Here is a 23,002-nt window from a genome sequence, read left to right as displayed (position 1 = left end):
ACCCTCGTTATAAAATTGATTAATTGTAAGAGAGTGGAAGTTCATTTATTTCAAGCCAGAAATTTCCAATAGATTTTAATGTATTAATAAATTCATCAAAGTTTGTTGGTTTAACAACAAAAGCATTTGCACCCAGCATGTAACATTTTTCTAAATCTGATTTTTCTTTTGATGATGAAAACATTACAACAGGAATAAACTTAAGTGCATTATTTGATTTAATTGTTTTTAGAATTTCAAATCCATTTATTTTTGGCATTTTGACATCAAGCAGAATAAGGGATGGTATTATAAAATTCTCATTGGAATTTTTTGAATTTAGATACTCGAGAGCCTTTTCGCTGTCATTGAATATTTTTACTTCATACTTTTTTGTAATTTCATCTAAAGCTTCGAGCATTAAGAAGGTATCGTTTGGGTTATCGTCAATTATTAAGATTGTTTTTTTCATTAATGTATTCTATTGGTAATGTAAAATAAAATTTAGCACCTTCGTTAATTTTGGCTTCTGCCCAAATTTTTCCGCCATGTTTTTCAATTATTTTTTTTGTAATGGCGAGTCCAATTCCTGTTCCCTCAAATTCCTCGTCAATGTGGAGTCTTTGAAATACATTAAATAATTTATCAATGTATTTCATATCGAAGCCAATACCATTATCTTCTATGTAAAAAGTATAAAAATTTTTATTCTTTTTAAAACCAATATTAATGCACGGATTACTGCATTTGCTTGTATATTTTATTGCATTTGAAATTAAATTCTGCCAGACTTGCTGTATTAAAATGTAATCAGCATAAATTCTTGGTAATGTTTGTATGTTAATTTGAATGTTTCTTTTTTCAATATCATCTTTAAAAAATGTTAATAATGATCGAAGAATCTCATTCAAATCAACTTCAGTTAATTTAAGTGATGCTCTACCAATTCTTGAAAAATTTAATAAGTCTTCAATTAATTGAGACATTCGTTTTGCAGTTGTAGTAATAATATTAAAATATTGAGCAGCTTTATCTTCAAAAGTATATTTTTTTGATAGCAGTTCAATAAATCCAATAATATGTCGTAGTGGTGCTCTTAAATCGTGTGATATAGAGTAGCTGAAAGATTCTAATTCTTTATTAGCTTCGAGTAGCTTTTGAGTTCTTTCTATTACTTTTTGTTCAAGTTCCTCATTTAATTTTTTTATGGCTTCTTCTGCTTTTATTCTTTCAGAAATATCTCTGAAAATAATTACACCTCCCAGTACTTTGTTTTCTGCAATTAAAGGTGTAGCATTATATTCTACAGAGAAACAAGTGCCATCTTTTCTCCAGAAAACTTCATTTGAAACTAAAATAGAATTTTTATTTTGAATGGATTTTAATATTGGACATTCTTCAGCAGGATATTCAGATAAATCTTTTTTATGATGGTGAATTAATAGGTGCATATTATTACTTATTAATTCATTTTCGTCATATCCTAATAGTTCAAGACAGGTATTGTTAACATAAATTGCGTTTGAATTCATATCAACTACATAGACTCCTTCGCCCATGTTATTTAAAATTGAGTCTAATAGTTTTGAAGAATAAATAATCTCAGATGTTTTTTCTTCAATTATTCTCTTTAGTTCATCTACATTATTAGCACTTATAATGTACATTAATTTTTCTTTTTCTGAATCAACAAACTTTTTTAAGGATGGGATTTTATGTTTATCAATCAAAAGGGAAGCAATCTGATATTCATTATTATTTTTTTTAATAATCCTTGAATCATCAAAGAAATAATTAAGTTTTTCCATGTCAAAACATTTTGGGAACTGGATATTTAAAGAATAGAAATTATTAATATCTTCTAATGTTATGATTAATTTTTTATTAATATATTTTTTGTAAATACTGCGTGTAATCTCAGAAATTACGACACAAATTTTTGCTGCTTTTTTAACAGAAAATCCTAAGTCAGTTAGTAGAACAAAGAATTTTTCACGTGCATCAATTATTGAATAGTTACTATCAATATTTAATTCTATCAGTTTCATTTTTCATTATATTTTAATCGCAAGGCAAGCTGCATCATCAGTATTTTTGTAATATTTATTTATTACATAATTACAAATATCTTTTGAAGAATAATTATTATTAAAAATCACTGGATTGAACTCAAAGAAGCTGTGAATCCCATCAGTGCATGCAATAAGAATCTTATGATCAGTAAAATTGAATTCGTTTAATGTAAGTTTTGGTAAAATGTAGCCAATTATTCCTTCGGTGTTATTTAAATGAATTTTATTATTATTAAAAATTTTTACCTTTATGTTACCGATATTAATATAATTTATTCTTTTTTCATGTTTGATTAATTTCATGAAAAAGCCAACAAGTTCGAAATGGTTCTTAGCTTTTAAATGAATTTGCTCTATTAATTCAATGATATTATCATCGTAGTTTTTTGTTATAAAATCTTTACAAAACTCGGCTTGTTCATAAGCTCGTTTTCCATGTCCTGCTATGTCAATTAATGAAAAAAATAATCCTTCTTTATTATTTAAGATAATACATGTGTCACCGCTTACATTCATTTCAGGATGTGGTTTGATTATAAAATAGTAATCAATTAGTGATTTGACTTTTCCCATTTTATAATTTTAACTGTTGTTCCTTTGTTTAATATTGATTTAATGACAAATTCATCAACCATTCTTTTTACTCCTGGTAAACCAATACCAAGACTTTTTCCTGTAGAATACCCTTGTTGCAATGCTAATTCTGTATTTTCAATGCCAGGACCTTTATCTTTTGCAATTATTTCGATGCCCTTCTCTTTTCCCTTTGTAATTTTATTTAATGTTATTTCGCCAAAAGATGCATATTTAATAATATTGGTAGCTAATTCAGCTGAAATAATTGCACATTCGTTGCTATACTTTTTTTTAAATCCAAGTTTTAAACAATATTTTAATGTTTCTTGAATAACTTCCTGGTACGAATTATCATTGTTAATTTTAATGTTGAATATCTTTTTTCTTTTAATTTTCATAATCTTGATTAATAATTAGAACAGCTTCATCAAAACACGTAGCAATTGGAATATTTAGATCTTCATCAATTAAATGAACAAGTGCAGAGACTGAAGATGAATTCATACCAATCACTATCCCTTTTTTACCCAGAACTTTAATCGCATCAATAATATTTTTAAATAAGTGTAGCATACTCAAGTCGATAAAATTAGTTGCAGATACATCTAATATTACACCTTTAATATTCATTGATGCAGTTTTTTCAAGAATTTCTTTTTTAATTATTTCATATTGATCATCAGTTATTACATTAGGTAATGTTACATTTAAATAATTGTTAATTACATTACTTGTAATCAATTTTTTTTGTGTTATCATTTTTGGTCAGATATAATTTTTAAGTTTAGCTTTTTGAATGCAAAATCAAGAGCTTCTTTGATAGTTGATTTTGTAATTATACCACTTAAATCAATGCCCAGATTTACTATTGTTTGTGCTACTGAAGGTGAAATACCTGATATTACACTTTCGCAGCCCATTAATTTTGTGGCTTTTGTTATTTTAATTAAGTGATTGGCTACAGCACTATCAACAGTAACAACACCAATTATGTCTATGATTAATACTTTTGATTGAGTCGACTCAATTTTATCAAGCACCGCATCCATTATAAGCTGTGTTCTTTGAGAATCAAGAATTCCCCAGATAGGGCAGAAGAGAATTCCTTCCCATATAATAGAGATTGGAATATTCATTATTTCATTATTTTTTTCTGCCATAAAGCCCCCGAAAGTTTATTGTTTTATTTTTAATACAACATAAATAATTGTAAAAATAATTACAATCTAAAATATTCACAGTGTGACTTTAGTTTACTTAAATATAGATGAGAATGAAAAAAGATTTGCAGGAATATTTATGTTTAGATGATGCTTAAATGCCAATGACTTCGTAGTTTATAATTCCACTAAATCAGAATTGGAAATAAATGAATGGTTGAATATCTGCAGTTTTAAATTGTGCAGCAATCCAGATAGCAATTACCAGAATTATGATTTTCCCGATAGCGGGAGTTTTTGCAAATTGATTTATAATCATGTTCTCTAATTTTGATGGCATAAAGTGGAATAAATAACCCAGGAAAATTAAACCAGAGATTAATGGCAATCTTTCAATAAACTGGATGAATACTTCACCATGAAAGAATGTAAATATTTGTGAGAACATATCAAATACAGTTTGAATATCGCTACTTCTAAAAATCATAAATGAAATTGCAACAAGATGAAAGGTAATAATTGTTTGAATGATGGTGAGAAATTTAGTGTTATTAATCTTTAGTAAATTATAAAATTTTGTTTTTGGTTTTTGAATTAGAAGTGCAAAAGACATCATAAATCCATGCATAGCACCCCAGTAGATGTAATTCCAGCCTGCACCATGCCATAAACCACAAATCAAAAAAGTAATAAAGATACCAATCATATTTCCATAAACTCTTAAGTTTCTGTATTTCATTTGAAGAGGTCTGAATAAATAATCAAGTAACCACTTTGAAAGTGAAATGTGCCATCTACGCCAGAAGTTAGCAATACTTGTTGCTTTAAATGGATAGTTGAAGTTTTCCATTAATCTGAAACCAAACATTAATGAAATTCCAATTGCCATATCGGAGTAACCAGAAAAATCACAATAGACTTGAAGAACATATCCATAAATAGCGAGAAGGTTTTCTATGCCAGTATATCTCAATGGGAAATCAAAAACACGATCAACAAAATTGATACTTATATAATCTGCAATTACTACTTTTTTAAATAAACCAAGAATTATTAGAAATATTGCTCTGCCGAGATCTTCTTTTGAAATAAATGGTTCTTTATCTATTTGTGGTAAGAAATCAGAAGCACGATCGATTGGTCCAGCCAATATATTTGGGAAGAAAAATACATAAACACAAAAATCTCTAAAACTGTTTGTAGGTTTTAATGTATCAAAGTAAATATCAAAAACATAGTTTAGAGATTTAAATGTGTAGAAAGAAATTCCGATTGGAAGAAAAATATCAAGAGGTTCAAATTGCGAATTAGTTATATCATGAAATATTTGTAAAATAAAATTGGTGTATTTGAAGTAACTAAGAATTCCAAGATTAATAATTAAAGCCAGAAGAAGATATAATTTTTTCAGAGAAAATTTTTCTGTTGATGCAATCCATTTACCAGATAGAAAATTTACTGCAGCAGAAACAATAAGAATTCCAGCATAATATCCTGCAGATTTATAATAAAAATAAAATGAGAAAAGGATTAACCAGGCAAGTCTTAGAGTTTTATTTTTTATAAAAAGATTATAGATAAGAAGAAAGAAGAAAAAGAGAATTAGGAATAAGCTTGTACTGAAAATAAGAGGAGAGTCAGGAATAAATTTTAATTGTTCGTAAATTTTATAGAGGTCAAAATTAAACAGCATAATTAATCAATATTATTTACCTAATTTAGAATCAAGAAGTTTTTGTAAATCGCCAACGCATCTTAAGCGAAGCAATTCATAACTTTTGAATTTAACTTTGAAATGTTCTTCGATTGCAAGAATAATATTAATGTGATTTAGTGAATCCCATCCCGGAACTTCTGGTGCAGTGGTTTCATCTTTAATATCGAAATCATCGAGGTTAAGTTGTTTTAATATTACCTGTTTTAATTCTGGTGAAATCATTATCTACTCCAAACTTGTGGATCTGTTTTGCTTAATAATCTTTCTTTGTTTGTTTTGCGGCTCGGTTTACCAGATGAACTTTTAATTAACCATCTTGGTGGAACTAAATAAACTTTATGAATAGCAATGTCAATACTCATACCGGCTTTTAAAATATTCATTCTAATTTTGTTCTTTTCTTCGTCTGTTTGAGCATTTGTTTCTGCAACAACACTTACGAATTCCGTTCCTAAGTCTGGATCTTCTTCACCAAAAGCAATTACTCTTCCCGGTATTACTCCTTCGACATAATTGACTGCGTCTTCAATATCTTCTGGATAAATATTTTTTCCAGCTACAATTATAATATCTTTTTTTCTTCCAATAATAAAATACTCATCATTATATCTAAATCCATAATCTCCTGTAAAATACCAGCCATCTTGAACAACTTCTGCAGTTTTTTCTGGATAGTTTCTATAGCCATCAAATTGAGAAATAGATTTTACAGCAACTTCGCCAACAAATCCATCGGGAATATCATTTCTATTGTCATCAACAATTCTTGCCTGACATCCATCAATTAATTTTCCTGATGAAACACATATTCTTACTACAGAATTATTGTCTGCAAATTTTACTATTCCTTTCGATAACTCATTTCTATCTACAGCTAATTCTGTAATTGGTTTACCTGGCTCTGTAACTGTTACTCCAAGTGTAGCTTCTGCCATTCCGTAAAGACAAGCGAGTGCAAGAGGATTAAATCCATATTTCTGAAATCTTTTTACAAATTTTTCATGGCTATCGTGACGAATAGGTTCAGCTGCATTTACAATAATTCTTAAACTCGAAAGATCAATTCCTTCCAATTCTTCTTCATCAATTTTATCTGCTAAAACATTGTAAGCAAAATTTGGTAAGAATGACATTGTTGCTTTTTCTTTTGTAATTGCTTCAAGCAAGATTACTGGAGCTAAAACCCATTCAAAAGGATTAAGTTGAACAGTTGTAATTCCATAAGCAAGAGGAATATGAAAGGCAGCTATTAATCCAAAATCGTGATAAAGAGGTAGCCAGCTACAGGCTTTATCATTTTCAGAAAGTTTAAAAGCTTTTCCTAAATTTAATACATGATTTAGTACAGCTCGATGTGAAAGCACAACAGGCTTTTGTAACCCTGTTGTTCCAGATGAGTGTTGAAGAAACGCAGGATCTTCTGGTTTAATTTGATTTATAATTCCTTTAATCTCTTCTTCAAGTTTTTCATCTAATGAATTTGATAAATCCCATTCAAGCGGGAAATGAACTGCTTTAATTGTGCTTTTGGGATTTTCTATTAATGGTCGAATCATTGGATCGAGTTCTTTTTCTGTTAAAATATAATCGAGTCCAGAACGTTGTGACATTCCTTCAAGTCCCTGTCTGAATTTTTCGGGATGAAGTCGAGGATTTGGATAAGCTAAAATTGCAGGCAATGCACCTATTCTTGAAATACCAAGATAGAGAGGATAGAACAATGGATTATGTCGAATGATGATTGCACAAACTTCACCTGGTTTAATTCCAAGCTTTAATAGTTCCTGCGAAAATTTTTTTGCTGTTTGAATTAAATTATGATATGTCCAGCGATAAGGTTCTTGACCGGCTACCCAGTGAATAATGGCTTCACGCTCAGGATTTCTTTCGGAATTTAATTCCCATCTTTTCCAGAGTGTATTTGCTTCTTCGATATTGAAATAAAAATCAGTCATATATTTATACTTTATTTGTATTCATTCATTAGTGATTCAATAAAGAGTTGTGCTATTTTAGCTGCCCCCAGGTCATTGAAATGAACATAATCTTTATATGCTAAAGGTGGATTTGAATTAACCCATTTAGACATTGAATTTTCTCCTCCCATAGCTTCGAACATATTCCAGAATGCAATATTATTTTTCATTGCTATATTTTTTTGTGCTTCGAGTAATTTTAACACAGCAGGATCAGTTACAAAATTTGAACCTCTCTTCATTGCTTTATCGTGTACACTAATCATTATTATACTTGCTTTAGGATATGTTGACTTGAAGAGATTAATAACTTTTGTCATTTCTCTTTCATACCAATTATAATCTTTAGTTAATGAACCTAAAATGTTCAAACCAAATTCTAGTATTATTAAATTATAATCACGATACTTAGAAAAATCTTTCATAACTGCAGGTGAAATTTGATTTATATCAACTCCAGAGTTTCCTCTGAGTGGAAAATTATCTACAAAAATTCCCGATTCATTTTCGAGACTAACACCATAAACATATGCTTGTTCAGCAACAGGAAATTCGATTCTTATGGATTGAGCTTTGCCTTCTGGTTTAAGAATTAATTCTTGAATGTTTGTGCCAGTTTTTAATTGTGCAGATTGTTTTGGTTTCCCATCAAATGAATAAAAGATCTGGGAACTTTTTGCGTGAGAATAGTAAAGTTTAACAATTGAAAAATCTTTAAGCGATTTTCTAATTTTTGTTGTTTCGTATTGTACCCATGAATTGCCTTTTGGAATGGCTACTTCACCACTAATTCCAAATGGTAATTTTTTAGGATTGTTTGTGTAAATTGATGCACTTTCCCAGTTATCTGAGTATGTATGTTTTGTTGTAGTTCTAAATGTAATATCCTGTGATACAATACCAAGCCATCCAACAGCATTCCCACCATATTTTTTTTGAAGAGCTTCGCGTATATCTGCTGAAATTAAATCACCTTCAATAATTGAATCGCCATAATGTGCTATTCTTACAGGTTTTGATTTTATGTTTTTTAATGCATCAAAAAAATAGGAGAGTTGTTGAGTGTTTCCAGTAATTTTAGTTTTTTGTCCCTGTATTGCTAAAATATCATTTGATATATAAAAAGATTTGAAAAAGTTAATTAAGTAGCTTAGTGAGTTACCAATCAATAAATCTGCTTTTAAAGGTTGATGGTATTTAAATTCTTTTTTTAGAAAACTATTATCAGAATTTTCTTTTTTAATATCAGAAAAAATGTCTACTGTTTTAATTTTAAAGCCAGCAATTTCATAATCAATTTTAATAAAGGAAATGGCATACAAAATAATGATGGTTAATCCAATAACGATTAAAGGTTCTTTAATTTTATTTTCATTATTCATTTTGTTACCCATGCGATTTATAATTTATATTTTGATAAAACTTTTTCAACTTCTTCAGCCCACAACTTATAACCTTCAGCATTGAGATGAATTCCATCCCATGTTAATTCTGGTCGTAAAAATTTATCGCTTGTTGCTAATTTAGAAGTTATATCAATGAAATCAAGATTATTTTTTCTGGCATATTCAAATAACAATTTATTTAATTTATCAATTTCTCTGTTTCTGCTACCATTTACTTCAGGAGTACCACCCCAATCTTTTGCATAATCTTTTGCAGCATAAGTTGTTGATTGAATTACAGGAATAATACCTCTGGATTTTAGTGTTGAAACAATTTTTACATAGTTATTAAAAATTTCTTCAACTGGAGTCCAATTATAAATATCATTTAAACCTCCCATAATAAAAACAATTTTTGGTTTAAGTTTAATAACATAATCCAGTCTTGCAATAAATCCTGGAAGAATATCACCTGGAATAGCACGAGCAACAACATTTGTTCTACCCAGTAGTTCAGACCAGTTTGTTCCAGCAGTTAAAGAATTACCGAGCATTACAATATCAGCTTGCTTTGTTTTATAGATATCGAACATTGCGGTTTGCAAAGTGTAATTTGGATTTGCTTTATATCTTACGGTGTCATTTTTTTGTTGAGAGTATAAATAATTTATGTATGAAAAGTAAGTTATTAAAATCAGGCAAAGAATTTTATATGGTATTCTCATTTATCATTAACTTCAATTAATATGATTAAGATGATTTCTCAGTTTGCTGTTGTAAGTTTAAAAGCTGTTTTTCATATTCAGAGATTTTATACTTTAGATTATTTTCCATAGCAATTAATTCTGTAATCTTGGTGGTATATTCTTCTTTTCTTATTTCTTCGTTAGCTCTTTCTGTTTTTAGATTTCTCAATTCTTCTTTTAAGGTGCTGATTTGATTTTTTAGATTATCTAATTCTTCCTGACTTTCAATTATATCCTGTGCAAGTTTATATTTACTCTCATCGAGTGTGGAATAATTTTCGTTTGCTGTTTTTAATAGTTGTTTGATTTCTTTTTCAAGAGAGTCTTTTTTACTCATTAAAACATGAATCTCAGACTTTAATTCATTCAGAAAAGATTTTTGTTTTGTGATATAATCTTTGAGATTTATTATTTCTTCATTCAAATCTTTTTGTTGTTCTTTAAGCATTAATATAGATTCTTCAATGGAATTTTTTTCTTTAAGGAGAACTTTTATGTTTCCATCATATTCAGCTATTCTGGATTCTTTTTCGAGTAGAACTTTTTCTTTTTCATTGATCTCTCTTTCTTTACTGAGTATATCCTGCTTAATAAGATTTAATTTGTTCTGAGAAGAATTAATTTCTTCGGTAAATTTTAAGAGTGCCTGTGAAATATTGTTTTCTATTTGTAATAGAGATTTTTCAATTTCATATTTTCTTTTTTCGTATTCTTCTATTTCCTGTTTTTGTTTGGAAATATTTTCGATTAAATTTTCTTCTTCTTTTTTAAGAATCAGTAATCTTTCCTGTAATTCATTTTTAAAATGTTCATAATTTCTTATCTCATTAATAATTTCATTTTTTTTCTCGTTTAATTCCTTTATTTCTTTTTCTAAAATTTCTGCTTGCTCTTTATTGAAGTTAATTTTGATTTCATATTCATCATGTTGTTTTTCGATATTACGAATTTCTTCTAATAATGCGTCTCTGTTGAATATAAATTCGGTATAAATTTTTTCTTTTTCGGATAGTTGATTAATGAGTGTGCTAAGGCTTTGTTCAAGATTGGTTTTAATTTCTTCGGATACTGATATTTTTTCTTCAAGTTTTTGCAGTATTGAATTTCTTTGACTTTCTTCTTCTTTTAATTGCTCGATTTTATTAATGAGTTCGTTACGGATCTCAGTTAATTTAATTAACTCTTCATCCTGTTCAATATTTGGTTTATCGTATTGTTCTTCTTTTTGTATTTTGAATTGATTGAATTCGTTTTGAAGTTCTAAATATTCTTCATTTAATTGCTGGTATGCCTTTTTGAGTTGTTCATATTCATCTAAAATATCTCTCTTTTCTTCTGAAATTTCACTAAGGTCTACATACTGTAAAGAAGTGCTGGCTTCAAGAGTAGATTTTTTTTCTTCCAGTTCTTTTATTTGTTCATTAAGTTGATTTAGTTGAATATTTTTTTCATTGATATCATCTTCAATAATTAATGCATTGTTTTTTAATTCGTCGATTCTATTCTTTAATTCTTCTAATTCTTTTTTTGCCTGTTCAATTTGTGAATTAAGTTCTGTAAGACTGGAATATTTTTGAACATAAGCGTGGAGGGTATTTTTTAGTTCATCATTTTCTTCTTTTAATTTTTCAAGGTCCATTTTAATTTTCGACGAAAATATTGGCATTAAAATGCTCCCTCCATGATTAATTTAATTTATTTAATTAAAGATAATAAACTTTATTAAAAATAGCTTTTATTTTTATCGAAAAACTTAATGTGAATTAACTATTTCTCCATCTTTATAAACTGTCTCTTTAATAACAATTCCATCTTCGTTATAACTATAACATTTTCCATTTAATAAATTGTTTTTGTAAATCAAAAAATCTGAAATTATTCCATTCTGATAATACCACTTCGAAATGCCTTCTTTTAATCCGTTTCTATAATTCTCTTCAGCTTTTATTTTTCCATTTTTATAATAAGTAATTACTGTTCCATCGAGTTTGCCATTTTTAAAATATCTTTCTGATTTGAGTTCACCAGTTTCATAAAAAGTTTTCGATTTACCTTCGAGTATGTTATCGCTATAGTTATCTTCTGAAATTTTAATTCCTTTATTATTGAATTTTACTGATAAACCATTTTTAAGATCATTTTTAAAATTTGTGATTTCTGAAATTATTCCATTATCGTAATAAAACTTACACTCACCATCTAATTTATCATCAATATAATTTAAAATTGATTTTACAAAGCCATTTTTATAGTAATAAACAATTCTACCATTTTTCTTTCCTTCTTTGAAATTAAGCTCGGCTTTTAATGTTCCTTCGTCGTAATATTCATCAAAACTTTCTTCTATTTTATCGAATTTACCACCGATATCATATCTTACACGTTTTACTATTTGTCCATTTGAATAAGTATCGATTACTTTTATTGAACCATCAGGATAATAAAAATATGAGTTGCCATCTAATTGATTGTTTTTAAAATTTGCTTCGAGAGCTAAAGCTCCAAATTCGTAATAAACTTTACTTACACCTTCTAACTTATCATCAACATAATTTCTTTCAACTTCGAGTTGACCATTTTCATAAAATATTTTTGAAATGCCATTTAATTTGCCATTGCGATAACTCCAGATAGCCTGAAGTGCACCACTTTTATAATAAGTTTTACTTAATCCCTCCTGAACATCGTTAACATAATTTGGTTCTGCCCATAATTCACCTGTTTCGTAATACCACCTTGATATTCCCTCTAATTTACCATTGTGATAATTCCACTCCATACTTTTTGTACCATCTTCAAAATACCAGGTAGAAATTCCTTCTTCTTTACCATTAACAAAATTCCATTCTTTCCATAGTTTACCACTTTCATAATATTCTCTGTAGATACCATGTTTAACTCCATTAACGTAAGTGGTTTCGGATTTTAATTTCCCATTTTTATAATATTCTCTTTTTATTTCCTGTGGGTAAATTGTGAGTAGTGAAATAAATATTATTATTAAAAACATTTTTATCATAATTCAGTATACTTTTTTACTAATTATATAAAAGATTTTATACATTTGTAAAGGATTGATTACTAAACTTCAAATAAAAAGTAATTTTATGAAACATCAAAAGTTTTCTTATATATTTATTTTCTTTTTGGCTATATCGAATATATTATCTCAAGAAATAAAATTTTATGGTGAAGCAAAAGCTGGTGGAATAATTATTGGGCAGGGCAAAAATATAAAAGCAGCAAGACTTAATGAAAAGCCTTTAATAGTTGATAAGTCTGGTACTTTTATATTTGGATTCGATAGAAATGCAAAGGGAAGTTTTACTCTTAATATAAAATTGACAAATAAAAAAACTTTAAAATATGAATATGAGATAGAAAAGAGAGATTACGGAGAGCAAAGTTTGGTAATTCAAAAAAAATATATCCGACCGCCTAAAAGGGAACTAAAGAGAATTAAAAATGAAACCAGGATAATTAAAACAGCTCGTAAAAAAATTGGGAAAGTAAAAACTGCTTTATACTCTGCTGGTTTTAGCTATCCACTCGATTCAATTAAAGTTACAGGAAATTTTGGAGTTCAAAGAATTCTTAATAATGAACCGCATAATATTCATAATGGAGTGGACTTTGAGGGTGCAGAAGGTGATTCTGTTTATGCAATTACAGATGGAATAGTAAGATTAGCTGGAGAAAATTTTTATTATAATGGAAATTTTGTTTTGCTTGATCATGGTCAGGGATTAAGTAGTATTTATTTACATTTAAGTAAAATTTTTGTTAAGAAGAATCAAAAAGTTAAAAAGGGAGAATTAATAGGATTGGTTGGTTCAACCGGAAGATCTACAAGTCCTCATCTTCATCTTGGAGTTCAATGGTTTAATAAAAGAATTGATCCTATGAGTTTGTTTGATATAAAAGAATTGAATTAAAATGAGTGTATAATTAGTCAAACTCAATTAATTCTAAAATATTATTAATAACTTTTACACCGCTTTTTATTAGAATATCTTTACTTTGATGACCTTCTGCAACTAATATACAATCTGCACCTATTTCTGTGGCAACTTCATAATCATGAAGTGTATCACCTATCATTAACGTTTCGCCTTTTCCATTTTTAAGTTTTTTCATCAAATCTATTCCAAGATGTAATTTGCTTGCTGCATAAATATTATCCAATCCTACAATGTATTTGAAGTATTTTCTCAGACTAAAATAATCTACCATTTCTTCGAGTGTATGCTGAGAATAAGCTGAAAGTATTGATTGCTCGATTCCTGAATCTTTAATTTTTTTTAGTACAATTTCAATCCCATTGTAAAGTGAGCATTCATATTTTCTTTTTTCATATTCTTCAATCCAGATTTTACCAATTTCTTCGAAGGATTCTTTATTAAAATCAAAACCTAATTTTTCATAATAGTTTTTAACAGGAATTGTAAAAAGTTCTCTGTAACTGTTTTTTGTGAGAGTGTTAAGATTTCTTTCTTTAAGTATATTGTTGATGATATTCAAGCTTAAGTCTATGTCATTTAATATTGTACCGTTCCAGTCCCAGATAATATGTTTATAATTTTTAATTAACATGTTTATTTAAATTTTTTTGTGGATATTAAAATTTAATTAAAATATTTTTAAAAATAACATTAAACAATTTTATAATTACTACGATAATAATTGAGGGAAGTTATATAAAAAATTAATGCATACCATTAAAATAAAGATATATTATTTATTAGTTTTTTTGCTCTCCGAAATTTTATATTCTCAGGTTTTAGATACCTCGAAATTATTTACACAATATGTTGTAGATCAATGGACTACAAAAGAAGGCTTACCTCAAAATTCTGCTTATAGTATAATTCAAACAAAAGATGGTTTTATTTGGTTTGGTACAGAAGAAGGTTTTGTTAAGTTTGATGGAATTAGGTTTACTATTTATAATCCAGATAATATTGAGGAAATGAAGAATTCACTTGTTGTAAATATAATTGAAGATAGTAAAGGAAATTTATGGGTTGGTACATTCGATGGCTTACTGAAGTATTCAGAGAAAGAAATAAAACTATATACATCAAAAGATGGTCTTATGAATAGTATGATAAGATCACTGTATGAAGATGAGTATGGAAGAATATGGGTGGGGACATCAACAGGATTAAATTATTTTGAAAATAATAAAATAAAGAAATTTAATGAGGCATCATTTCTTGATAATCAAATTATCTATAGAATTATTGGAAATAAAAATGGTAAAATTTATTTAGCCACTCAAAATTCTGGTGTTGTAATTATTGACTATTCTAAAAAGAATAATTTTGTAATCACAGTAGTTGACAAAAATAAAGGGTTATCAAGTAATTATGTTCGTGCTTTACATTTGAGTAATAATGGATTGTTAGTGGGTACTGATAAAGGATTGGATTTAATTGTTAATGCTCAAGTAAAAAATTATAATTTAAAAAACGCTCTTTATGGTTTGCAGATAATGGATATTATTGAAGATGAAAGCAAAATTCTATATCTGGCTACACAAAAAGGAATTTGTAGAATTGTTAATAATAAAATTGATTTTTATACATTCCAAAATAATTTGGAAAATAATTTAATACTTGACCTATTTATCGATAAGGAAGAAAACTTGTGGGTAGGAAGTTATAATAATGGATTATATAGAATTCGTGATGGTAATTTTACAACATACTCCTTAGAAGAAGGATTAAAAGAAAGATTTATAAGAGCAATAACACAAAATTCAAAAGGCATCTGGGTTGCTTCCTCAAGTGGATACATATCACTTATTAATAATAAAGAAATAAAAAATTTCTTCCTTAACAGAAATGATAATTCAATAGTACAAACAATGTATGCTTTGGGTGATAGCATCTGGATTGGTACGAGAACTGGTTTATATCTTTTCTATAACAATAGAACAAAAAAATATTGTGATTTCTCAATAGCATCAATATTTCGTGATTCAAAGAATAGATTATTGATTGGAAGTGGTGATAGAGGATTATTTGAATTAAAAGCAGGGAAATTAATTAGTCTTAGTAAAGATGATAAATCTTCAAGATTGGGAATTAGATTTATTACAGAAAATATTAATAATACATACTATTTCGGTACAGTTGGTCAGGGATTAATAAAGTATGATGGAAATAATTATACTTATTATACAGAAGAAGATGGTCTTCCAAGCAATTTAATTTATTCTGTTTATTCTGATCTCAAAGGTAATTTATGGATGACAGCAAGTGGTGGTGGTATTGTTCATTATGATGGTAAAAAGTTTACGAAAATCACAAAAAGAAATGGATTGCCAACAAATGAAATACAAACAATAACAGAGGATAATTTGGGGAATTTCTGGTGTGGTTATAATAATGGGATTTTCAAAGTTTCAAAATCCAATTTAGAAAAATTTGTTAAGGGAAAGGTTGATACTATACATGTAGAAATTTTTAATACAAATGATGGAATGAAAAACTCTGAATGTAATGGTGGTTATATGTGGACTACTTTTAAAGATAATACTGGCAAAATATGGTTTGCTACTATTGATGGGGTTACTTTTGTTAATCCAGCTAAATTGAAATATAGTAGTTTTATTCCACCTGTTCATGTTACACGTGTTTTGGCTGATTTTCAACCTGTTGAATTAAAACCAATTATTAAAACAACTGCTGGGATTAATATACTTCGCTTTGATTACATTGCACCTTCTTTTATTGAACCAAGAAAATTAAAATATAGATATATACTTGAAGGATTTGAAAATAAATGGCATGAATTTTCTAATAGAAGATTTGTAATTTACTATAATCTTGAACCTGGAGAATATAAGTTCAGAGTAAAAGTATCTAATTATTATAATCAATGGAACAATAAAGAAGCTACTGTAAAAGTTATAATACCACCTTATTTTTATCAAACAACTATTTTTAAGATTTTCGCACCATTATTTTTTATTGGACTTGTATTTGTAATAATAAAATGGAAATTAAGTAAGCAAGAAGCATTAAATGAAAAGCTTGAGAATTTAGTAAGAAAAAGAACAGAAGAATTAAATGATGAAATAATTAAAAGAGAAAAAGCACAAAATGAATTAAAAGAATATGCAGCTGAACTTGAAAAAGTAAACAGTACAAAAGATAAGTTCATATCCATACTTTCTCACGATTTAAGAAATCCTATAAATTCTATATCATCAATTTCAGAATTTCTACACAATAATAGAAAAGAACTTACAGATGAAGAATTAGATGATATGTTATTACAAATTAGAAATTCTTCGTTAACTCTTTATAATTTAATTGAGAACCTTCTGGAGTGGTCTCGTATTCAAACAAAAAAATTAGAATATGTATTTCATAATTTTGATATTACTGAAAGCATAAAAAATTCAATTTCGGTTGTAGACATTTTTGCTAAACAAAAGGGAATAAATATAACTTGTAATTGCAAGGATGGTATAATTGTTCTTGCAGATAAAACATCGATAGAATCTGTTTTAATGAATTTGTTATCAAATGCAATTAAATTTTCTTATCCCAAAGGTGACATTTTAGTAAAAGTAAAAGAAAATGAAAATTATGCTGAAGTAACAATTCAAGATTTTGGAATTGGAATTGATCAAGAAGATATTAATAAAATATTTTCTCTTGATTCAAAATTTACTAAGCTTGGAACAACAGGCGAAAAAGGGACTGGTCTGGGATTGATACTATGTAAAGAACATATTATTAAAAATGGTGGAAAACTCTGGATCGAAAGCCAATTAAATAAAGGAACAACTGTCTATTTCACTATTCCTTTAGCAAAATGAACACAGAAAATTTTTATTGACTTCAATATAATCTCTCCATAATTTCATGTTAATCTATTTGAAAACTGACATTAACAGGAGTCTATATGGTTCAATTTCAATTCCTTGATTGGTTCTGGGTTATTGCATTTCTTTTAGTAACTATTAGTCTGGGAGTAGCATTTTATAGACTTGGTAAACGTTCTGAGGCAGATTTTTTTCTTGCAGGGAGAGGATTACCATGGTGGTTGCCAGCTTCTTCTGTTTATGCTACTCATACTGCTACAGATACTCCAATCTGGGTTACAGGTGTAATATACAAATATGGAGTTGCAGGACTCTGGTATACTTTCTTTTCTGCCTGGTGTGCAATTAGTGCTTTTGTTTCCACAAGAATTTTTAGACGCTCGCTTGCTTATACTCAAGCAGAATGGAATACCTTGAGATTTCATGGACTTGGAGCTGAAATGTTAAGAGGTTGGATTTCTGGCTGGCAGGTTTTTATGAATATGTTTATTCTTGGCTGGGTTGGAATTGCAATGGGAAAAGTTTGTAATTACTTATTTGGTTGGGAATTATGGATAGGTCTTGTTGTTTTTTCTTCTTTGTGTGCTATTTATGTATTAGCTGCTGGTTATTGGGGTGTGATAATGGCAGATTTTCAACAGGGTATTATTGCATTTTTAATGATCTTGTTAGTATCAATTTGGGGAATTATTGCTGCTGGAGGTCCATTCGAAATTCAAAACAAATTAATTGCTATGGGCCAATCGTGGAGACTTAATCCATTTGCTTTTACTGGCTGGTTCGAAGGTGATTTCCCGGTTGCATGGTTTATAACAATGATGATTATTGCTATTCTTGGTGGATTTGGAATGGGAACAAGTATAGATTGGTATGTCGAAGCTCAAAGAATTCAAAGTGCTAAATCTGTAAGAGATGCAAGTTATAGTATATGGTGGGGAACTGCACTTGTGCTTACTCGAAATGCTATATGGGCTGCAGCTGTTCTGGCTTTTTTTGTTATGTTTCCTAATATTTCATCTCAAGCAGAATATGAACTTGGCTGGTTGAGATTAGGATTTGAATCCTTACCAACTGGATTAATTGGATTTTTCTTTGCAGCTTTAATTGCAATTCATGTTTCAACAATAGCTTCTCATCTTAATCTTGGTGCAATGTATTTTACACGAGATCTTTATTTACATTATTTCAAACCAACTGCTTCAGAAAAAGAACTTGTTTGGGTCGGAAGAATTGCTACTCTAATTTTATTACTTGGCTCTTTCTTCTATGGTTTAATGATGGAAGATATAACCTCATGGCTAATTTTTGCATTATGGCTTATGGCTGCAGGAATATGGTTACCTAATATTTTACAGGTTGTCTGGTGGCGTTTTAATGCATGGGGTTATTTATCTGCCTGGATAGCTAATCTCGGTTTAAGCTGGCTGGTTGTTTGGATTTTACCTCATTGGGGTGTTTTACCTCATTTAGCAGACTATCAACAATTCTGGCTTTTAATGATTCTTGGAGCAATTATTTTTATTCCGGTTACTCTTTTAACCAAACCAGAACCAATGGAACATCTTGTAAAATATTATGTTCAGGCAAGACCTATTGGATGGTGGGGACCGGTTAAAAGAGAAGCACAAAGACTTGGTCTATTAGTTCATATTGAAAATAATAGTGGAGGTAATAAATGAGTTTTATAAGAAGAAAATGGACACCATGGGAAGCTGATGAATGGCATAAAGAAGATTGGTTTGCTGTTATTTTATCACCAATCTGTTATATTCTTTTAATGATTGGAACAGTAGGAAGCTTTTTGTTGAATTTATGGGGTTTTGTAACTTTGATTATTGGTGCATTCTTAACATGGCTAATGCACTGGATTATTGATCCAAAATTAAAAGTGATTTCAGGTGAATATGAAAAAAAACAACATGAATATTTAGAACAATTAGAGCGTCAAGCACGCTGGGAGGAATTAAATGGATAAAGGTTTAGCTATGGTAATTGGGATGTCAATAGCATATGTAGCATCTTTTCTTGGACTGATTTTAGCGTGGTACTCTCATAATAAACATTCTAAAAAGGGTGAAAAATGATTTCTCTAATTGATAATTTACAGAGAATTGGTAGTCCCATCTTGGGTATAATATTTCCCGCATTAATTTTAGGACTATCAATTTTTTTAACATGGTTACTTTATAAAAAATTTTCTAAATAAATTTAATTAACACAGATAACTCAGGTAAAATGATTTTGATGATATTAATCCTGGTTATCTGTGTTTATTATTTTAAAACACTAAATACACATAACAAATTTTGTTGAGAGATACTATGAATAAGAAAATATTTTTCCTGTTAATATTTTTTCATTCAGTTCTATTTGCACAAAGTAAAATTGATCTTTTAATTAATGCTCTTGATTCATTAAGCGAAGTATCATTCGATAACTGGAAATATTCTACTGATTTTTCGTTAACACCTGAACAGTTATCCCAAATTGATTTTAATGACTCCAGCTGGAAAACTGCTAAGCTTAATGAACGCCTTCAGCTTGATTCATGCTGGTTTAGAAAAATTATTGTTATCCCATCTTTTATTGCAGGAACACCTGTTAAAGGAAGAATTAAATTTTTTAATTCTGTTGATGACTTCAGTTACATGTGGATTAATGGTCAATTCAAAGGAAAATTTCCATGGGACGGTGAAGTTTTATTAACTGACAATGCAATTCCAGAAGAAAAATATGTTATACTAATAAAAGCTATTAATACAGGTGGTCCACTTAGATTAATTAGAGCAAAGTTAGATTTTGAAATTCAGACTTCTACACAAAAACTTATGAAGAATCTTTCCTTAAGTTTTAAAGTAGCCCGCAAACTTTTGAGCTTCGATACTTATCAAACAAATGCAAGAGTTAAAACCGATCCTAAAATTGACCTCTCAAAATTTGACAAAAAAGAAAAACAGAAATTAAATACACTTCTTCAAAATCTTGCATCTGAAATTGATTTAAGCGGTTTGAATAATGGCGATACATTAAGATTCATAAATTCTGTTAATAAAGTATTGAAGAAATTAGAACCAGTAAAAAAATTTGTTAAAAATTTTACTTTACAATTTGCTTCAAATGCACACATCGATGCTGCATGGCTATGGAGGAAAAAAGAAACAGAAGAAGTTTGCAAAAGAACATTTTCTGCAGTTATGAATATGTTTAATGCACGACCAGATTTTACTTACACACAAAGTCAAGCTGCATTTTATAACTGGATGAAGAAAGATTATCCAGACTTATTTGATCAAATAAAAAATTATGTTAAGAAAGGAAGATGGGAAATTTCTGGCGGTATGTGGGTTGAACCAGATTGCAATTTGCCCAGCGGTGATTCATGGATACGACAAATATTGTATGGTCAAAAATTCTTTCAAGATAATTTTGGAATTAAAGCACGAATTGGCTGGAATCCAGATTCTTTTGGTTATAATTGGAATCTACCTCAATTTATGTTACTGGGTGGATTGGATGCATTCATTACTCAAAAAATTGGCTGGAACGATACAAATGTTTTTCCTTATAGATTGTTCTGGTGGCAAGCACCTGATGGTTCAAAAATACTTACTTATTTCCCATTCGATTATGTTAATACAATTGATAATCCTTTTCAGTTAGTTGATTGGTTACGACAATTTGAAGCAAATACTGGTTTCACAAAATTACTCGTATTATTTGGTGTTGGAGATCATGGTGGAGGACCTTCTCTTGAAATGATGGCAAGAATTGATGAATTAAAAAATTTATTTGTGTTTCCTAATATTGAATTTAATACTGCTCAAAATTATATCGACTGGTTGAGAAAACATGATCTATCTAAACTTCCAATCTGGAATGATGAACTTTATCTCGAATATCATCGGGGCACAGCAACCACTCAATCAAATATTAAAATGTGGAATCGCAAAAGTGAAGTATTGCTAACCAATGCAGAAAAATTTTCTTCTATCTCTCAATTATTAACTAAAAAAGATTATCATCCATTAATTAAAGAAGCGTGGAAAAATGTATTGTTCAATCAATTTCATGATATTCTTCCTGGTTCAGGTATACGAGAAATTTATATTGATGCAGAAAATGATTATAAAGAATCTTATAAACTTGGCAATTTTGTTCTGAAGAATTCTCTAAAAGATATTGCTAAGAAAATTAATACTTCTATTGTAACTGAAGGTAAAGCATTAATTGTATTTAATCCTCTTAGCTGGGAAAGAACTGATATTGTAAAATTTCAACTTAATGAAGGTGATTTTAATGGTTATGAAATTTTTGATTTGAATGGTAATAAAATTCCATCTCAAACAATTCAGAAAGATTTGTTAACACGAGAGATTTTGTTTATTGCACAAAATATACCTGCGCTTGGTTATAGAACATTTGTTTTAAAACAATCTGATTTGAATAAAAACAAAGATGAAGTGAAAATTGAAAAAGACATTTATAAAATAGAAAATGAGCTATTCCATATAAAACTTAATCCAGAAACTGGATGGATAAAAAGTATTTATGATAAAAGATTTAATAAAGAATTACTTGCAGACGAAGGAAATAAACTTCAAATTCTTGAAGATAAACCATCAGCATGGGATGCCTGGAATATTGGTTTAACTGGAATTGAGTATCCATCTAAATTTAGAAAAGCTGAACTGGTAGAAAATGGTCCTGTAAGAAAAGTATTAAGATGCTATAGGGATTATTTGAAACCTGGAGTTGTTAAAGAATTTCCTACTGAAGATTTTCCAAATTCATTTTTTGTTCAGGATATTATTTTATATGATGGAATGGATAGAATTGATTTTAAAACCAGTATTGAATGGTGGGAAAATAAAACAATGCTAAAAGTTTCATTCCCATTTAATGTTTACGATACTTTAGCTACTTATGAAATTCCTTTTGGATTTATTAAACGATCAACAACTTTGAAAGCTCAATGGGATAAAGGGAAATGGGAAGTTAATGCTCAGAAATGGGCTGATTTATCAGATGATAATTTTGGTATTAGTTTATTGAATCGCTCAAAATATGGATATGATACAAAAGGAAATATTATGCGATTATCTTTGCTTCGTTCTCCTCAATGGCCGGACCCAACAGCAGATAGAGGAAATCATTCATTTGAATATTCACTTTATCCTCATGAAAAAAGAGTTGAACAGAGCGAAACAGTTTTCAAAGGATATGAATTTAATTATCCACTTCTTTGTATTGCAGAAGATTTGCATTCGGGCGATTTACCAGAAACACATTCATTTATTCAAATAAATCCTGAGAATGCAATTTTAACTTCAATGAAACAATCAGAAGAAGATGCAAATGCATTTTTAATTACAATCTACGAATCTACTGGAAAAGATAGTGAAGTAGAATTAAGCTTACCTTTTAATCCATCTCGAGTTTATGAATCAAATATACTCGAGGAAAATTTGAAAGAAATTCAGTTTACAAAAAATACTATCAGATTTTCTTTGAAAAAGAATTCTATAAAAATTTTGAAAGTTATTTTATAACA

At 28.7% G+C, this 23,002-nt stretch carries 19 protein-coding genes; 5 read left to right on the top strand and 14 right to left on the bottom strand.

Annotated features, from left to right (window positions below; all coding sequences use genetic code 11):
* Nucleotides 1-19: 19 nt before the first annotated feature.
* From VJY38_RS03920 to VJY38_RS03860, 13 genes are all read right to left on the bottom strand, one after another.
* Nucleotides 20-451, bottom strand: coding sequence for a response regulator (locus VJY38_RS03920; protein ID WP_353679362.1), 432 nt, complete (start codon nt 449-451; stop codon nt 20-22).
* A complete protein-coding gene (locus VJY38_RS03915; RefSeq protein WP_353679361.1) occupies nt 426-2,027 on the bottom strand; it encodes an ATP-binding protein in 1,602 nt (533 codons plus the stop codon). Before VJY38_RS03915 ends, VJY38_RS03920 begins: the two co-directional genes overlap by 26 nt.
* A gap of 6 nt (nt 2,028-2,033) precedes the next feature.
* Nucleotides 2,034-2,624 carry a hypothetical protein gene (locus VJY38_RS03910; RefSeq protein WP_353679360.1) on the bottom strand — a complete coding sequence of 197 codons (591 nt, stop codon included), beginning with the start codon at nt 2,622-2,624 and terminating at the stop codon, nt 2,034-2,036.
* Nucleotides 2,603-3,025 carry an ATP-binding protein gene (locus tag VJY38_RS03905; RefSeq protein ID WP_353679359.1) on the bottom strand — a complete coding sequence of 141 codons (423 nt, stop codon included), beginning with the start codon at nt 3,023-3,025 and terminating at the stop codon, nt 2,603-2,605. The genes VJY38_RS03910 and VJY38_RS03905 overlap by 22 nt, the downstream gene beginning before the upstream one ends.
* Nucleotides 3,015-3,386 carry an STAS domain-containing protein gene (locus VJY38_RS03900; RefSeq protein ID WP_353679358.1) on the bottom strand — a complete coding sequence of 124 codons (372 nt, stop codon included), beginning with the start codon at nt 3,384-3,386 and terminating at the stop codon, nt 3,015-3,017. Before VJY38_RS03900 ends, VJY38_RS03905 begins: the two co-directional genes overlap by 11 nt.
* Entirely contained in the window at nt 3,383-3,787 is a 405-nt protein-coding gene (locus VJY38_RS03895) for an STAS domain-containing protein (RefSeq protein ID WP_353679357.1), read from the bottom strand. Before VJY38_RS03895 ends, VJY38_RS03900 begins: the two co-directional genes overlap by 4 nt.
* Before the next feature lie 193 nt (nt 3,788-3,980).
* A complete protein-coding gene (locus VJY38_RS03890; protein WP_353679356.1) occupies nt 3,981-5,480 on the bottom strand; it encodes an MBOAT family O-acyltransferase in 1,500 nt (499 codons plus the stop codon).
* Nucleotides 5,481-5,492: 12 nt separating this feature from the next.
* The gene (locus VJY38_RS03885; RefSeq protein WP_353679355.1) at nt 5,493-5,726 is read right to left on the bottom strand and encodes an acyl carrier protein; all 234 of its coding nucleotides are present in this window, start codon (nt 5,724-5,726) and stop codon (nt 5,493-5,495) included.
* On the bottom strand, nt 5,726-7,459 hold the full coding sequence (locus VJY38_RS03880; RefSeq protein ID WP_353679354.1) for an AMP-binding protein: 1,734 nt from the start codon (nt 7,457-7,459) through the stop codon (nt 5,726-5,728). Before VJY38_RS03880 ends, VJY38_RS03885 begins: the two co-directional genes overlap by 1 nt.
* Before the next feature lie 11 nt (nt 7,460-7,470).
* Nucleotides 7,471-8,862, bottom strand: coding sequence for an SGNH/GDSL hydrolase family protein (locus VJY38_RS03875; protein ID WP_353679353.1), 1,392 nt, complete (start codon nt 8,860-8,862; stop codon nt 7,471-7,473).
* Nucleotides 8,863-8,879: 17 nt separating this feature from the next.
* Complete coding sequence (locus VJY38_RS03870) at nt 8,880-9,590, bottom strand: GDSL-type esterase/lipase family protein (protein WP_353679352.1); 711 nt, start codon at nt 9,588-9,590, stop codon at nt 8,880-8,882.
* Nucleotides 9,591-9,615: 25 nt separating this feature from the next.
* Nucleotides 9,616-11,277 (bottom strand): hypothetical protein, encoded by a 1,662-nt coding sequence (locus VJY38_RS03865; protein ID WP_353679351.1) that lies wholly within the window; start codon nt 11,275-11,277, stop codon nt 9,616-9,618.
* An 87-nt stretch (nt 11,278-11,364) separates the two neighbouring features.
* Nucleotides 11,365-12,621 carry a toxin-antitoxin system YwqK family antitoxin gene (locus VJY38_RS03860; protein ID WP_353679350.1) on the bottom strand — a complete coding sequence of 419 codons (1,257 nt, stop codon included), beginning with the start codon at nt 12,619-12,621 and terminating at the stop codon, nt 11,365-11,367.
* 97 nt (nt 12,622-12,718) lie between these two features.
* Between VJY38_RS03860 and VJY38_RS03855 the strand changes: the two genes are divergently transcribed.
* Nucleotides 12,719-13,546, top strand: a complete 828-nt coding sequence (locus VJY38_RS03855; protein WP_353679349.1) for a peptidoglycan DD-metalloendopeptidase family protein — start codon at nt 12,719-12,721, stop codon at nt 13,544-13,546.
* 13 nt (nt 13,547-13,559) lie between these two features.
* On the opposite strand, the gene VJY38_RS03850 is transcribed toward VJY38_RS03855, so the two are convergent.
* Entirely contained in the window at nt 13,560-14,204 is a 645-nt protein-coding gene (locus VJY38_RS03850; protein WP_353679348.1) for an HAD family hydrolase, read from the bottom strand.
* A gap of 157 nt (nt 14,205-14,361) precedes the next feature.
* On the opposite strand from VJY38_RS03850, the gene VJY38_RS03845 reads away from it, so the two are divergent.
* From VJY38_RS03845 to VJY38_RS03830, 4 genes are all read left to right on the top strand, one after another.
* Nucleotides 14,362-17,445, top strand: a complete 3,084-nt coding sequence (locus tag VJY38_RS03845) for a ligand-binding sensor domain-containing protein (RefSeq protein WP_353679347.1) — start codon at nt 14,362-14,364, stop codon at nt 17,443-17,445.
* Between the two features lie 86 nt (nt 17,446-17,531).
* Nucleotides 17,532-19,130, top strand: a complete 1,599-nt coding sequence (locus VJY38_RS03840; protein ID WP_353679346.1) for a sodium:solute symporter family protein — start codon at nt 17,532-17,534, stop codon at nt 19,128-19,130.
* A complete protein-coding gene (locus VJY38_RS03835) occupies nt 19,127-19,426 on the top strand; it encodes a hypothetical protein (protein WP_353679345.1) in 300 nt (99 codons plus the stop codon). The genes VJY38_RS03840 and VJY38_RS03835 overlap by 4 nt, the downstream gene beginning before the upstream one ends.
* A gap of 346 nt (nt 19,427-19,772) precedes the next feature.
* Entirely contained in the window at nt 19,773-23,000 is a 3,228-nt protein-coding gene (locus VJY38_RS03830) for an alpha-mannosidase (protein ID WP_353679344.1), read from the top strand.
* Nucleotides 23,001-23,002: the final 2 nt, after the last annotated feature.

The organism is Rosettibacter firmus, from assembly GCF_036860695.1.
Taxonomy (GTDB): domain Bacteria; phylum Bacteroidota; class Ignavibacteria; order Ignavibacteriales; family Melioribacteraceae; genus Rosettibacter; species Rosettibacter firmus.
This window is presented reverse-complemented; position numbering and strand designations above follow the sequence as displayed.

Bases quoted from the DNA above. Each gene is read 5' to 3' on its own strand.
- VJY38_RS03895 (WP_353679357.1), bottom strand. From the start codon at position 3,787: ATGGCAGAAAAAAATAATGAAATAATGAATATTCCAATCTCTATTATA.
- VJY38_RS03860 (WP_353679350.1), bottom strand. From the start codon at position 12,621: ATGTTTTTAATAATAATATTTATTTCACTACTCACAATTTACCCACAG.
- VJY38_RS03855 (WP_353679349.1), top strand. From the start codon at position 12,719: ATGAAACATCAAAAGTTTTCTTATATATTTATTTTCTTTTTGGCTATA.
- VJY38_RS03900 (WP_353679358.1), bottom strand. From the start codon at position 3,386: ATGATAACACAAAAAAAATTGATTACAAGTAATGTAATTAACAATTAT.
- VJY38_RS03905 (WP_353679359.1), bottom strand. From the start codon at position 3,025: ATGAAAATTAAAAGAAAAAAGATATTCAACATTAAAATTAACAATGAT.
- VJY38_RS03830 (WP_353679344.1), top strand. From the start codon at position 19,773: ATGAATAAGAAAATATTTTTCCTGTTAATATTTTTTCATTCAGTTCTA.
- VJY38_RS03920 (WP_353679362.1), bottom strand. From the start codon at position 451: ATGAAAAAAACAATCTTAATAATTGACGATAACCCAAACGATACCTTC.
- VJY38_RS03890 (WP_353679356.1), bottom strand. From the start codon at position 5,480: ATGCTGTTTAATTTTGACCTCTATAAAATTTACGAACAATTAAAATTT.
- VJY38_RS03870 (WP_353679352.1), bottom strand. From the start codon at position 9,590: ATGAGAATACCATATAAAATTCTTTGCCTGATTTTAATAACTTACTTT.
- VJY38_RS03885 (WP_353679355.1), bottom strand. From the start codon at position 5,726: ATGATTTCACCAGAATTAAAACAGGTAATATTAAAACAACTTAACCTC.
- VJY38_RS03875 (WP_353679353.1), bottom strand. From the start codon at position 8,862: ATGAATAATGAAAATAAAATTAAAGAACCTTTAATCGTTATTGGATTA.
- VJY38_RS03835 (WP_353679345.1), top strand. From the start codon at position 19,127: ATGAGTTTTATAAGAAGAAAATGGACACCATGGGAAGCTGATGAATGG.
- VJY38_RS03910 (WP_353679360.1), bottom strand. From the start codon at position 2,624: ATGGGAAAAGTCAAATCACTAATTGATTACTATTTTATAATCAAACCA.
- VJY38_RS03850 (WP_353679348.1), bottom strand. From the start codon at position 14,204: ATGTTAATTAAAAATTATAAACATATTATCTGGGACTGGAACGGTACA.
- VJY38_RS03915 (WP_353679361.1), bottom strand. From the start codon at position 2,027: ATGAAACTGATAGAATTAAATATTGATAGTAACTATTCAATAATTGAT.
- VJY38_RS03880 (WP_353679354.1), bottom strand. From the start codon at position 7,459: ATGACTGATTTTTATTTCAATATCGAAGAAGCAAATACACTCTGGAAA.
- VJY38_RS03865 (WP_353679351.1), bottom strand. From the start codon at position 11,277: ATGCCAATATTTTCGTCGAAAATTAAAATGGACCTTGAAAAATTAAAA.
- VJY38_RS03840 (WP_353679346.1), top strand. From the start codon at position 17,532: ATGGTTCAATTTCAATTCCTTGATTGGTTCTGGGTTATTGCATTTCTT.